This window comes from Kribbella qitaiheensis (assembly GCF_014217565.1).
GTDB classification, from domain to species: Bacteria; Actinomycetota; Actinomycetes; order Propionibacteriales; family Kribbellaceae; genus Kribbella; species Kribbella qitaiheensis_A.
In genome coordinates this window covers 5523441-5536689 of the sequence record NZ_CP043661.1, presented here as the reverse complement: position 1 = coordinate 5536689, position 13249 = coordinate 5523441, and the positions used below count along the sequence as shown (strand labels likewise).

At 67.6% G+C, this 13249-nt stretch carries 12 protein-coding genes and 2 pseudogenes; 6 read left to right on the top strand and 8 right to left on the bottom strand.

Features of this window, described 5'->3' with window-relative positions; translation table 11 throughout:
• Positions 1 to 94 precede the first annotated feature (94 nt).
• On the top strand, positions 95 to 883 hold the full coding sequence (locus F1D05_RS26355) for an MBL fold metallo-hydrolase (RefSeq protein ID WP_185443171.1): 789 nt from the start codon (positions 95 to 97) through the stop codon (positions 881 to 883).
• A 17-nt stretch (positions 884 to 900) separates the two neighbouring features.
• On the opposite strand, the gene F1D05_RS39090 is transcribed toward F1D05_RS26355, so the two are convergent.
• A complete protein-coding gene (locus F1D05_RS39090; RefSeq protein WP_206685835.1) occupies positions 901 to 1074 on the bottom strand; it encodes a hypothetical protein in 174 nt (57 codons plus the stop codon).
• Between F1D05_RS39090 and F1D05_RS39085 the strand changes: the two genes are divergently transcribed.
• Together F1D05_RS39085 and F1D05_RS39080 are read left to right on the top strand one after the other, a co-directional pair.
• Positions 1066 to 1332: a hypothetical protein gene (locus tag F1D05_RS39085; protein WP_206685834.1), complete on the top strand. Its 267-nt coding sequence runs from the start codon at positions 1066 to 1068 to the stop codon at positions 1330 to 1332. The genes F1D05_RS39090 and F1D05_RS39085 overlap by 9 nt on opposite strands.
• Entirely contained in the window at positions 1329 to 1637 is a 309-nt protein-coding gene (locus F1D05_RS39080) for a hypothetical protein (protein WP_206685833.1), read from the top strand. The genes F1D05_RS39085 and F1D05_RS39080 overlap by 4 nt, the downstream gene beginning before the upstream one ends.
• A gap of 294 nt (positions 1638 to 1931) precedes the next feature.
• On the opposite strand, the gene F1D05_RS26345 is transcribed toward F1D05_RS39080, so the two are convergent.
• On the bottom strand, positions 1932 to 2789 hold the full coding sequence (locus tag F1D05_RS26345) for an MOSC domain-containing protein (RefSeq protein ID WP_185443170.1): 858 nt from the start codon (positions 2787 to 2789) through the stop codon (positions 1932 to 1934).
• An 83-nt stretch (positions 2790 to 2872) separates the two neighbouring features.
• Positions 2873 to 3715 carry a spermidine synthase gene (locus F1D05_RS26340; RefSeq protein ID WP_185443169.1) on the bottom strand — a complete coding sequence of 281 codons (843 nt, stop codon included), beginning with the start codon at positions 3713 to 3715 and terminating at the stop codon, positions 2873 to 2875.
• Between the two features lie 137 nt (positions 3716 to 3852).
• Here F1D05_RS26340 and F1D05_RS26335 point away from each other — a divergent pair, with 137 nt between their 5' ends.
• Positions 3853 to 4845 (top strand): malate dehydrogenase, encoded by a 993-nt coding sequence (locus F1D05_RS26335; protein ID WP_185443168.1) that lies wholly within the window; start codon positions 3853 to 3855, stop codon positions 4843 to 4845.
• A 157-nt stretch (positions 4846 to 5002) separates the two neighbouring features.
• Here the strand turns inward: F1D05_RS26335 and F1D05_RS26330 are convergent.
• Positions 5003 to 5218, bottom strand: a pseudogene (locus F1D05_RS26330) (DUF3017 domain-containing protein); the annotation flags it as partial.
• A 53-nt stretch (positions 5219 to 5271) separates the two neighbouring features.
• Positions 5272 to 6130: pseudogene (locus F1D05_RS26325) on the bottom strand (bifunctional methylenetetrahydrofolate dehydrogenase/methenyltetrahydrofolate cyclohydrolase).
• A gap of 364 nt (positions 6131 to 6494) precedes the next feature.
• Here F1D05_RS26325 and F1D05_RS26320 point away from each other — a divergent pair.
• On the top strand, positions 6495 to 7049 hold the full coding sequence (locus tag F1D05_RS26320; protein ID WP_185443166.1) for a TetR/AcrR family transcriptional regulator: 555 nt from the start codon (positions 6495 to 6497) through the stop codon (positions 7047 to 7049).
• A 75-nt stretch (positions 7050 to 7124) separates the two neighbouring features.
• The gene (locus F1D05_RS26315) at positions 7125 to 9293 is read left to right on the top strand and encodes an MMPL family transporter (protein ID WP_185443165.1); all 2169 of its coding nucleotides are present in this window, start codon (positions 7125 to 7127) and stop codon (positions 9291 to 9293) included.
• Between the two features lie 80 nt (positions 9294 to 9373).
• Here the strand turns inward: F1D05_RS26315 and F1D05_RS26310 are convergent, their stop codons facing one another.
• The 3 genes from F1D05_RS26310 to F1D05_RS26300 all read right to left on the bottom strand — a co-directional run bounded on the left by F1D05_RS26310 (position 9374) and on the right by F1D05_RS26300 (position 13245).
• Entirely contained in the window at positions 9374 to 9628 is a 255-nt protein-coding gene (locus F1D05_RS26310) for a hypothetical protein (RefSeq protein WP_185443164.1), read from the bottom strand.
• 572 nt (positions 9629 to 10200) lie between these two features.
• The gene (locus F1D05_RS26305; protein ID WP_185443163.1) at positions 10201 to 11646 is read right to left on the bottom strand and encodes a type IV secretory system conjugative DNA transfer family protein; all 1446 of its coding nucleotides are present in this window, start codon (positions 11644 to 11646) and stop codon (positions 10201 to 10203) included.
• A 36-nt stretch (positions 11647 to 11682) separates the two neighbouring features.
• Entirely contained in the window at positions 11683 to 13245 is a 1563-nt protein-coding gene (locus F1D05_RS26300; RefSeq protein WP_185443162.1) for a DUF4407 domain-containing protein, read from the bottom strand.
• Positions 13246 to 13249: the final 4 nt, after the last annotated feature.

Below are 13249 nucleotides of genomic sequence, written 5' to 3'. Positions count from 1 at the left end.
CGCGAGCAGGGCCACTTTGCGCATGGCCCGATCTTAATGAAGTGTGTCCCACGGGCCAATGGTCTGTTCTGCCGCCGCGCTGAAGGATGGGGGCATGAAGATCACTCACGTCGGCGGACCGACCGCGCTGCTCACGCTCGGCGGCCTTTCGTTCCTGACCGATCCCGCGTTCGACCAGCCCCGCGACTATCAGCTGCCGGGGCGCGTGATGACGAAGCTGACCGGCCCCGCGGTGTCGATCGAGGACCTTGGCCCGATCGATGCCGTCCTGCTTTCGCACGACCAGCACAAGGACAACCTCGACGACTCCGGTCGTGAGCTCCTGCCGACCGTTCCGCTGGTGTTGTCGACTCCGGACGCTGCTGAACGGATCGCAGGTGTTCACGGACTGGAGAACTGGGAGTCCGTCGCGCTGCCTCGCCCGGACGGCGGCACTGTCACTGTGACCGGTCTCCCGGCTCGCCACGGTCCGGAGGGCTGCGAATCGGTGACCGGAATCGTCACCGGCTTCCTTCTCTCCGGCGAAGATCTGCCCACTGTCTATGTCTCCGGCGACAACGCTTCGGTAGAGCTCGTCGAGGAGCTGGTGGCACGCCTCAAGGCAGGCACGATCCCCGGTGTCACAGCTCGCAAGGTCGACGTAGCCCTGCTCTTCGCGGGTGCCGCCCGAACCCCGCTCCTCGACGGCGCTCCCCTGACCCTCACCTCAGAAGCCGCTGTCGAAGCCGCCCGGCTCCTGTCCCCCGCCGTCATCGTCCCGGTCCACACCGAAGGCTGGGCCCACTTCAGCGAGGGCCCCGACCACCTGGCCAAGACGTTCACCGCAGCCGGCCTCACCGGCCAACTCCATGTCCCGGTAGCAGGGGCCGCCCTGTCGATCTAGCCCATCGATTCTCCCTGTCAGGGAATGGTGTGGGTGGTCCAGAACTCGCCCAGGTCGATGGCGGTGGAGGTTTGGGCGGCGGACTTGAAGGAGGTCCGGGTGGCGACGGAGTACCAGTTGGCTTTGGCGTAGGAGCGCAGTAGGGCGGCCATGGTGGCGGGGCCGATGAGGCGCTCCAGATCGTGGAGCATGCAGGCGCCGTTGATTTAGAGGCCCCGAACCGGCGACTGAAGTCGTCGACCGCGGCGACGGCGTCGGTCCGCGCGCCGGCGACGGCGCCAGGCGTCACCACCGAGGTCCACCAGGTGCGCACCTTCACGCCGCCCGGTGAGGTGACCTCCGACTGCTGGAACGGTCCGGCGGCCCAGGCGAAGTCGCGGACCTGCTTGGCGGTGATCAGACCGGCCGACAAGGTCCCGGTCGCGGGGACCTTCACCGTCGCAGGGTGATTCAGCCGTACGGCGAAGTCGGCAGCAAGTGCGTGGTAGCTCTCGCCGATGCCGACGTCCGGTTCGAGATGCCAGCCGGCGGCGTCGTGGATCGCGAGTACCGGCAGGGCGTTGCCGAAGTAGCTGTAGGCGCCCGAGCGGCCGAACTTCTCGGCCCGGTTCGGCGCGGTGACGGTGAGGTCGAAGGCGATGGACGCCTGTTCACCTTGCGCCAAAGGATTCGTGAGCGCTACTCGCAACGCGGTGCACGAGACCGTCGGCGTACCGGGTGTGCCACCGGAGAAGCGGCTGACCTTCACGGGTGATGAGAGGCATCCATCCCAGGCATTGCCCCAGAGCCTCAGATAGATTTCAGCCAGCGGGGCATCCGACGTGTTCGTGAACGTCACGCGCTCATGCCTGGTCCAGGTCGCACCACTCGCGTCGGTGCTGAGTCGCACGTCGTACTGCGGACTGCCGGGCCCACGCCCCTCGTTGCCTACAGCAACGGCGGACGACAAAGGGGCCGAGAGCAAGGAAAGCACGAGCAGCAGAACGATCCGGCGCACGGCGACTCCACGAGCTCGGTGGACCTTCAGCCCGGGACGGGCTGTCGCAGACTACCGAGCCGACGGCGCTGGATCGTCGCCTTCCGGCAACCAATCGTGTACCAAGATCTCATCGCCGACGTGGATCGTGCCGGCCGCGAGCACCGACGCCTTCATCCCGAAACTCACGCCGCCGCCGTAGTCGGGCTGCCGCCGGTACGTCGCGAGCGTGCGCGTCGGCTCCGGGCCCGTCTTCCGGCCGGTCGCCTGGTCGACGGTCGGGACGGCGCAGCGGATCGAGCGGGCCGCGTAGCCGAACTCCAGTTCGCCGGCCGAGGCACGCAGTACGCGGTCCTCGGTGTGCGGCTCGTCCCAGCCGGCGATGACGATGTTCGGGCGGAAGCGGTTCATCGGGATGGCGTCGCCGCCGCGGTCGACGATCCTTTCGTTCAGGCCGTCCAGGGACGACAGCGAGGTGATCATCAGCGCGTGGGCGTCGCCGAAACCGGTCTGGCCCTTGTGCACGCCCCATCCGGGCCGGTCGTGCTCGGGCGTCACCCGGACCAGGGCCGCGGGTCGGCCGAGCCGCTCGGAGAACCATTTGTCCGCGGCCGGATCCTGCGCCACTCCGGTGCCGAACCAGTGGTTGAAGAGACTCACGTCGCGCCGCTTCCCGTCGTACCGGATCGGTACTTCGAGGGTGTCGGCGCCGTCGGCGGAGAACTGCAGCGAGTCGGCCAGGACGGCGACCCGGAGCGGGGCCATCGCCGGGTCGGTCCGCTGGCTCAGGAAGGTGCCGTCGGGATTGACCAGCATGAAGTTGCGGTCGTGCAGGAGCCCGGCCGGCGTCACCACGGCCTGCTCGACCGAGATCCCGGCCAGGCCTTTCACGGGGTAGTAGCGCAGCTCGGAGACCTTGGCTGTGGACACTGCGCAAAATTACCCCGGCACGGGCGCAGGCTTGATTCGCGGGCCCAGAAGCTCACAGAGCTTTGTCAGTTTCCCCGGACGGTTTAGCGACCGAAGGTCCCCGCGGGCGCGGCCGGCGAGGCGAACCCGTCGGCATCGGTGAGCGGCTCAGCTTTACCGGCAAGCTCCGCCAGCGGCAGCACCTCGTACGGCGGTTGCGCCCGCCGCCCGGCGTCGGCCAACTCCGGTACCGGCTGCGCCGACCCCACCAGCACCACATTCCCGAACGACTTCCCCCGCAACACCTTCCGCTCGGCGAGCACCACCCCATGCCCCACCCGACCACTCGCGCCGGCGGGCCCGGCTGGTGCGAGATGGGTGTGGAGCGTTGCGGCTACGCGGCGGACGAAGGTGAGGCCGGCGGAGCCGTCGATCAGGTTGAGGACGAGGAGGCCGGTGGGGCGGAGTACGCGGGAACACTCGGCGACGAACTCGGCGGTGACGAGGTTCGCAGGCACCGCCTCGCGGACGAACGCGTCGACGATGACGACGTCGACCGAATCCGGGTAGACCTCGGCGATCCCCGCCCGACCGGTGACCGGGCGGACCTTGATCCCGGCCCGCTTCGGCAACGGCAGCGTCTCCCGGACGAACTCGGTCAGGTCCTCGTCCGGTTCGAGCACGATCTGCCGCGACCTCGGCCGGGTGGCAGCGACGTACCGCGCCAGCGTGAGCCCCGCGCCACCGACGTGCAGCACCGAGATCGGCTGCCTGCGCTCGGCGACGGCGTCGAGCACGTCGCCGATCCGCCGGACGTACTCGAACGAGAGATGCGTCGGATCGGCCAGGTCGACCTGCGACTGCAGCGATCCGTCGACCCGCAGTACGAATGTCCCGTCGGCATCGGCCTCGACCGTCGCGACCCCACTACCGACCTTGCGTTCCATGGCACGAGTTTCGCAGTAGGACGGAACACGGAGCGTGGCCGGGTGGTGCGGATCACTGGACCCACCGTCGCCTACGGGCGGGCGACTTGCTAGCGTCCGAAGGCAAGTCCGTCGAAAACCCTCTGAGGAGCGATGTCGTGAGCACTACACCCGTGAAGGTCGCCGTCACCGGCGCCGCCGGCCAGATCGGCTACAGCCTGCTGTTCCGCATCGCCAGCGGTGCCCTGCTCGGGCCGGACACCCCGGTTCAGCTCCGGTTGCTGGAGATCACGCCGGCACTGAAGGCACTCGAGGGTGTCGTGATGGAGCTCGAGGACTCGGCGTTCCCGACGCTGGCCGGGATCGAGATCGGCGACGACGCCAACACGATCTTCGACGGCGCCAACGTGGCCCTGCTGGTCGGCGCCCGCCCCCGCACCAAGGGGATGGAGCGCGGTGACCTGCTCGAGGCGAACGGCGCGATCTTCACCGTTCAGGGCAAGGCGCTGAACGACCACGCCGCCGACGACATCCGGATCACCGTGACCGGCAACCCGGCCAACACCAACGCGCTGATCGCGAAGAGCAACGCGCCGGACATCCCGGCCGAGCGCTTCTCCGCGCTGACCCGGCTCGACCACAACCGCGCGCTGGCCCAGCTCGCGCGCAAGACCGGCACCCACGTCACCGAGCTGAAGAAGCTGACGATCTGGGGCAACCACAGCGCCACGCAGTACCCGGACATCTTCCACGCGGAGGTGGCCGGCAAGAACGCCGCCGAGGTCGTGAACGACCAGGCGTGGATCGAGAACGACTTCCTGCCGACCGTGCAGAAGCGTGGCGCGGCGATCATCGAGGCCCGCGGCGCTTCCTCCGCGGCATCGGCCGCGGCTGCCACGATCGACCACACCCGCGACTGGCTGCGCGGCTCGGCCGACGGCGACTGGTTGTCGATGGCGGTCGTCTCCGACGGCTCGTACGGCGTACCCGAGGGCATCATCTCGTCGTTCCCGGTGACCACCAAGGACGGCAACTGGGAGATCGTCCAGGGCCTGGAGATCAACGAGTTCTCCCGCGGCAAGATCGACGCCAGCACCAAGGAGCTCGGCGAGGAGCGCGACGCGGTCAAGGCACTGAACCTGCTCGGCTGATCACGAACACCGAAGAACGCCCGGCCTGGATCCCTTGGGTTCCAGCAGGCCGGGCGTTTCGCTTGTCACCATCTTCGGCGACAGGCGCGTTGTTCGTCCGCTGGCGGGCTTTATTCGCGCTATCCGGCGAAGAACCAGTCAGTCGATCCGGCTCCGGCTAGCTAGGGACGATCAAGCCCAGCAGCAGGATGGCGGCGCCGACGCCGAGGAGGAGGGCGGTGTCGAACATGCGGCTGCGGACGTGGAGCAGGCCGGCCGCGTCGTCGCCGAGGGCGGCGCGGAGTAGGCCGGCGAGGAGGACGCCGCCGGCGAAGAGCAGGATGCCGTTGCGCCAGTCGTAGAAGGTGAGGATCACCAGGCCGGCCGCGGAGACGAGTCCCGACAAGGCCAACGGCCATTCACCGCGGCGCTGCGCCTCGCCTGCCATCAGCCGGCGACGGCCGCTTCGGCCGCTTCCACCACGTTGGTGAGCAGCATCGCGCGGGTCATCGGGCCGATCCCGCCGGGCATCGGCGCGATCCAGCTTGCCGCCTCGCGGGCGGCTGGGTCGATGTCGCCGACGATCTTGCCTTCCGCGCTCCGGCTGGTGCCGACGTCGAGGAGTACGGCGCCGGGCTTGATCATGTCTGCCGTGATCAGGCCGGCCGAACCGGCCCGCGGCGATCACGATGTCACCGGTGCGGACGACCGAAGCCAGGTCCTCGGTACCGGTGTGGCACTGGGTGACGGTCGCGTTCTCCGACTTCCGGGTGAACAGCAGGCCCATCGGCCGACCCGCGGTGACGCCGCGCCCGATGACGACCACGTGCGCGCCGGCAATCGGTACGTCGTACCGGCGGAGGAGCTCCACGCAGCCCTTCGGCGTACAGGGCAGCGGTCCGTCCTGGCCGAGGACCAGCTTGCCGAGGCTCACCGGATGCAGACCGTCCGCGTCCTTCAGCGGGTCGATCAGGCCGAGGATCTCGTTGGTGTCGACGTGCTTCGGCAACGGCAGCTGGACGATGAAGCCGGTGCAGTCCGGGTTCTCGTTCAGCTCGATCACCTTGGCCGCGATCTCGTCCTGGGTCGCCGTGTCCGGCAGCTCGACCTGGATCGAGGAGATCCCGACCGCCGCACAGTCGCGGTGCTTGCCCGCGACGTACGCCCGGCTGCCCGGGTCGTCGCCGACCAGGATCGTGCCGAGCCCGGGCACCACGCCCTGCTCGGCCAGTTTCGCCACCCGCACCCCCAGCTCGCTCTTGATCGCCGCCGCGGTCGCCTTGCCATCCAGAATCTCCGCCGTCACGCCCCGATCCTCCCACGCCCGTCAGACCGACCCAGCAGCCTCCCCTCCTCACCAGACCCACCCCACCAGCCCCGCCCGCCAGACTCCCCTCCTCACCAGACCCACCCCACCAGCCCCGCCCGCCAGACTCCCCTCCTCACCAGACCCACCCCACCAGCCCCGCCCGCCAGACTCCCCTCCTCACCAGACCCACCCCACCAGCCCCGCCCGCCAGACTCCCCTCCTCACCGGATCTGCGCCTGTCAGATCGGCTCGGCAGGTCTGCCTTGCCGGGGCGGCCCAGCGCCCTCCCAACCGGGTGAGTTGGGACACTTTCCTGACCGATCGGTTGAATCCTGGCCGATCGGTCAGGATAGTGGGGTTCATGGCGACCACCACTCCAGCGCGGGAACGGACCCGGCGAGAGATCGAGCAGCAGGCGATGACGCTGTTCGTCAGCCGGGGGTACGACGCGACCTCGCTGCAGGACATCGCGACCGCGGCTGGGTGCTCGAAGGCGACGGTGCTCTACCACTTCAACGGCAAGCCGGCGGTGCTCGCCGCAGTACTCGAGCCCTCCCGGATCGCGCTGAACAAGCTGGTCACCGAGGCCGCCGGGCTGCCCGCAGCCGAGGCGCAGGAGTTCACCCTGACCCGGTTCATCGATCTGGCGGTGGAGTTCCGTGGGCTGATCAATGTCCTGCAGGACCTGCTGCCGACGATCGAGCAGTACCCGGAGTTCACCGAACTGATCACGGACGGGATCCGGATGACCGAACTGCTGGCCGGCGGCACCGACGACCAGCTCGAGGCCGACCTGGCGAAGTTCGCCATCAACGGACTGCTCGGCGAGTGCCGGCATCCCGGCGAACGCACCGATGCCGAATTGCACACCCTCTGCGACACAGCCCTGCGCCGCATCCTCCGACTGACCCCCTGACCTTCCCGCCGTCTTCAGCGACGGCGGGCCGATCCGGACCGACAACCGCCTTACCAGCGAACGGACGCATTTGCGATGGCCAACCTCCTGTACCGGCTCGGCCGGTTCTCCTACCAACGGCGCCGGATCGTCACCGCGATCTGGGTGTTCGTGCTCGTCGTGCTCGGTGTCGGTGCGCTGACACTCGGCGGGAAGACGGCGAACACCTTCTCGATCCCCGGCACCGAGTCGCAGCGCGCACTGGACGCCCTGAAGACGGAGCTGCCTGCCGCTAGCGGAGCTTCCGCCACCATCGTGGTGAAGGCACCGGCCGGGCAGACGCTGACTACGCCCGCCGTGAAGGCCGCCGTCGGTGCGACCGTCGCCAAGGCCAACCAGCTTCCCGAGATCGTCGGCGCGGTGGATCCCTTTACCAGCAAGGCGATCAGCCCGGACGGCACGACGGGTCTGATCAGCGTCCAGTTCAGCAAGCCCGCGGACGAACTGGCGAAGACCACGACCACGGCGTACGACGAACTGAGCGGCTTGAGCTCCGGCGACCTGCAGGTGGTCCCGGGCGGCCAGATCGTCGGCGGCGCGCCCCCACTCGGCGCCACCGAGGTGATCGGTGTAGTGATCGCGGCCGTAGTACTGGTCGTCACCTTCGGATCCCTGGTCGCTGCCGGGATGACGTTGCTGACCGCGCTCGTCAGCGTGCTCGCCGGTATGGCTGGGTTGTTCCTGGTCACGTCCGTGGTGGATGTGTCGTCGACGGCGCCGATCCTGGCGTTGATGCTCGGACTTGCTGTCGGGATCGACTACGCCTTGTTCATCAGCTCACGGCATCGGTCGCAGCTTGCGGAGGGAATGGACGAGGAGGAGTCGGTCGCGCGAGCTGTCGCGACCGCCGGCTCAGCCGTGTTGTTCGCGGGCGCGACTGTGGTCATTGCCCTTGCCGGCTTGAGCTTGGTGGGAGTGCCGTTCCTCACCGCGATGGGATTGGCCGCGGCGGCGACGGTGCTTACCGCAGTACTGGTTGCGCTGACCTTGGTGCCGGCGTTGCTCGGGTTTGTCGGGCAGCGGGTGTTGCCGCGGAAGGTGCGGAAGACCGGCGTGACCACGAAGGCTCCTGGCTTCGGATTCCGGTGGGCTCGGCTGGTGACGCGCTTCCGGGTGCCGATCGTTGCCGTAGGCATCATTGGACTCGGCGTACTGGCGATTCCCACGCAGGACATGCGGCTGGCGCTCCCGGATGGCGCTTCGGCTGCGGCCGGGACCAATCAGCGGGTGGCTTATGACCTTGCGGCGGGTGCGTTCGGGCCGGGATCCAACGGGCCGCTGGTGGTTGTGGTGAAAACCGACAACGCGGCGACCACCGGCGCACTGGTGGAGCAGGTGCTCGGGAAGACGAAGGGACTCAAGGATGTCGTCGCGGTTCAGCCCGGGCCGGCGAATGCCAACGGGACGACACGGCTGGTGACCGTGATCCCGGCCGGCGGGCCTGCCAGTGAGCAGACTGCAGACCTGGTGAAGAACCTGCGGTCCGCAGTACATCCGCTGGCCGGCGGGGACGACTCGATCTCCGTGACGGGCAATACGGCCGTGGGTGTGGACGTGTCCAACAAGCTGACCAAAGCGTTGCCGCTTTATCTGCTGGTGGTGATCGGGCTGTCGTTCCTGCTGCTGATGCTCGCATTCCGGTCGGTCCTGGTGCCGTTGAAGGCGACCCTCGGATTCTTGCTGACGATCGGCGCGACCTTCGGGATCACTGTCGCGGTGTTCCAGAAGGGCTGGGGCGCATCGCTGCTCGGCGTCGACAGCCCCGGGCCGCTGGTCAGCTTCCTGCCGATCATCATGATGGGCATCCTGTTCGGGCTGGCGATGGACTACGAGGTGTTCATCGTGTCCCGCGTCCGGGAGGAGTTCGTGCACGGCCGGCCCGCGACCGAGGCGACCATCGAGGGTGTCGGGCACGGGGCGCGCGTGGTGACGGCGGCGGCGCTGATCATGGCCGCGGTGTTCGCCGGGTTCATGTTCGCCGAGGACCCGATCATCAAGACCATCGGCTTCGGCCTCACCATCGGCGTACTGATCGACGCCTTCGTGGTCCGGATGACCCTGGTCCCCGCGGTACTGACCCTGCTCGGCAACCGCGCCTGGTTCTTCCCCAAGTGGCTCGACCGCATCACCCCCAAGGTCGACATCGAAGGCGAAACCCTCCGAGTCCCCACCACCCCGGAAAAGGACCTCGTCACCGTCGACTGACAACCACCTCCGTCACGTAGGGTCCGGCAGAGCGATTCTGCCGGGCCCGTACGCGATGAGCGGAGGCTCGAACATCACGATCAGCCGAACCATTCACGCCTTAATCCGGCAAGCCATTCGGCGACCTCCTCGGCGTTGCCGAAGCGACGAGACATCAGGTACCGCGCCTGCTCGGGGGACACCGATTGGTCAGCGATCGCGGCGTCCAGCTCTGGCTTGAGCCAGGGCGCGAAGTATGCGCCGGCCTCCCCCTGCATGATGCGACGGGTTTCAGCCATGTCCTCGTCTGCCCCGCAGTACGAGGTCAGGAAGTCCTGCAATCCTTCGCTGATCATCCTCCAACTCCTGTCATCGGATCGGGATAGCATGTGTGCAGCCTCCAGCCGCCGCCTGGCCTGGCCTGCCAGATCGCCACTACCTCGGTCTGTGTGGTGAATCGGGTCGGCCGCACCCCTGCAGTGTCCGGTGCGTGACCGGCGACCTTCTGACGCCACTCTCCATCGAACGCGTCTTGGATCGGAGCCCGGACCTTGAGACGGACGGCCTCCGGAGGGGCTCCACGCCGCAACTCGGCCTCCTTGGCCGCTCGCTGCAGCCGGTATGCCTCGGTCCGCTCGACCCCGTCGACAGCTCGTGCCAGCGACACGTCATCGATCCAGCGGGTGGAATCCGAGCGCCGATGGTCGCCCCGGCCGTCCGCGGACCTCAGTGATTCCTGAGCGCGCCGCGCGGTGTCTGCCGGACCGACATCGACGTGCCGGCTGAAGGCGTGCCCACCGTACTTGCGCTCGTCCGCACGAAGGGCTTTTGCCCTGTCTCGGTCCCGTTGATCTCGTTCACGCCGCTCTCGTGCGTTCTCCCGCCCTCGATCGCCGCCGGTCCTTGGATCGTCTCGTGGCATCGCTGGTCACTCCAACTCTACGAGGAAGGGCGAGTCGAGCAACGGCTTGACGTGAACCGTGGCTGGTCGGCGCCCGACCGGAATGGTCATCAACTCACGCTGTCCGAGGACCGGTACTGTGACCGTCGTCGTGGAGGTCGTCGTCTGGTAGCCGTAGCCGGTCGGCGCCTGACCGACCGAGGTCGACGGCACCACGTGCTGACCGAGTCGTTCCGACAGGAACTTCGCCGATTCCTGTGACACTCCGGAGAAGCTCACATAGGTGCCGCAGTTGCCTAGCGCAACGGAGCGGTCGTTCGGGTCGGCGAACTGCGCAACGTCCTGCAACGCCAAGACCACGGCCATCCCCGCGGAGCGAGCGACGCTGAGCAGGTTGCGGTAGTCGATGCGGTCTGCCAACTGTGCCGCCTCGTCAAGGACGAGCAACACTCGAGGCCCGTGGAAGCCGGTGAAGCGGTCGTAGACCCGGAAGAGGAGGTCGTTCACGAACAGGCTCGACAGGGTCTGAGCCATTTGCCCGTCGGCCAGCGGCGCGACGACGGAGACTATCTGCTGCTCACGCAGTACGTCCGCCGTGGCGAAGTTGGAATTCGTCGTGACGTCCTGAACTGTCTGTCGCGCCAGGGCGTCGAGACGGACCAGCACACCTGTCACCCGCTTCGAGTAATCGTCCTGCGAAAGCAACGTCAGGTCCTGCAAGCGCGCGCCCGCTGGACTCTGCGGGTACTTGCGGAGCGCCCGATCCAGCGCAGCCTGGTCCCTCAGCAGGCTCATCAGGCTTTGGGCGGTCACCGTTTGTTTGCGCGACGAGGCCATCACCAACTCCAGCAGGCCACGCATGATCTGACTGTCAAGCAAGAAGAAGTACGGGTCGCCGTGCTGCGGCGGATGGCGACCGATGATGGACTGCACGGCATTGTCCACCGCCCGGTCGGAGTCGATCGTCTCCAGCCAGTTCCAGCGGAGCGAACGCTGCGGGCGGGTGTAGTCCAGACTCCTCGCCCGGACCCCGAGCGAAGCGCCCTGCCGGGCCACCTCGGTGCGGACCAGATCCAGCAGATCCCCCTTGACGTCGATCGTGACCACGCTGTACCCCAACCTTGCGGCGGCGACGATCCACGGAACGACGACCGATCGGGTCTTGCCCGCACCCGGAGGTCCGATTACACAGGCGTTGAGCCGCATCTGTTCCTCGGGAATCGCCACCGATCCACGGATCCGTAGGTCGGCGGACACGAACCGGCCGATCGGAAATCCCTGCCCGAGTAGCTGCGGCGGCGGGCGGCGTCCCTGGTGGAGCCCTCGGTAGTCGAGCTGACCGACAGCAGGCATCGCGTGGCGCCGGCGTAGCGACGAGCTCATCAGCCCGGTCGACAGGGACCGGCCCAGCGACATCGAGACACGGAAGATCATCCGGACGACGGCGGCGTAGAGCGAGAAGACTGCCTGCATCACTGGGCTCCTTGGCTGTTGACTCCAGGGCCGCGGCTAGAGCAGGTCACGGTCAGGGACCTCGTAGCCGAGCTTGATAAACCCCGCGCCACCACCGTGGGTCATGCCAGGCTTGGGTGAGCCATGGCCTGGGACACCTTTCTGCCCGAACCAGCTACTGGTGCGCGGGGAACCTGCCGCCGTGGCGGTAGGCGAGCCGACGCCGTTCGTCGAACCCGCACCATTGACCGATGCGGCACCATTGGCCGCGCTGGACCGCCCGAAGGTACGGATCCGCCCCGCCACCTCGTCGCCCCAAGCCTTCAGTGCGGCGTTCATGACGTTCTGCATCTGTCGCGCGACCTGGACATTGCTGGCCTTGGCCACCTCCAACTCGTGCTCACGCATGTCCTGCTCGGCCAGTTGGACGTTGTCGGACTTACCCTGTTCGATGGCGCGTTGCTGGAGCCGCCGGATCTGGGCCTTGTCCGTCGCCTCTTCGTCGATCAGCCGGACGATCTGGTCATAGGCGCTGAGCGGTCCCGCGCTGCTGATGAGCTTCGCGATCACTGGCAGCAACTCGATCATGATGAACAGCAGCGCGACTGCGTAGTGCGCGTACCGCATCGTCGAGTTCTCTTGCCCGAGCGTATGCAGACCTCGCAACTGTGCCAGCAATCCGGTCTCCCTGGCACCGCTCTCGATCAGCTCTTTGGTTCGCAGAGCAAGTGCCGCCTCGGCGACCTTCAGATCGGCCCGTTTGCCGGGCAGTGCGCTGTTGGCGCTCGCAATGATCGCGTCGATCGCCTTTCGATCGGTGGTAGTGGCGTTCGTCTCCGCGACAGTTAGGGACCTCTGCGCTGCGGCCAGGTCGGCGTTGAGCCGTGCCAATAGATCGTTCTGGGCTTTGTTGTCCGCAGCGATCTGCTGATACGGACCGTTGCGTCCAGGCTTGGGGCTGCACTTGCTGGGATCCTTGAGAGTCGCCCGGTTCCCGCCGTAGAGCTCACAGATGAACAGTTTGGCCGCCTCGCCGGCGATGACCTGCTGAGTGTCCCGGCGCTGAGTGAGGTCGGCGACCCGAGACCGGGCTCGCGCCACAGCGGCCGTCGGCTGCACGGGAACCTCGCCGCGCGCTTGCTTCTCCAGAGCCGCGATCTCGGCCGTCAGCGCCACGACGGTCTTCTGCTCGGTCGTGCCCGCCAGCGTGGCCTTGTTCGTCCCGGACGTGGCGGTGATCTGCCGCTGGACGCTGGCCGAGATGTCGTCGCTGAAGATCCGCAACACCAGCGGCTGGGACACGACGACGCCGATCACCGCGGCGATCACCAGTCGCGGGACCGCCATCCAGAGCTTGGCCCAAAGCGTGGACGCTGATGCCATCTGCATGGTCAAGAAGCGGTCGAGCCCCAGCACGACCGCGGCCCAGAACAGCGCAATCGGGACGGCCGCCAGCTTAGGCACCTTCACCCCCGAGGACAGGGCGAACCACATCGACAGTCCCGCGAGTGACGCGGTACTGAGGAAGACCAGCCCCATCCCCACGAAGCGCTGCTGGGCCAGCGGAACCTTCTTCAGGACCCCGAGATTGGCACCGCCCAGCACGGCCAGCCGATCCATCAAA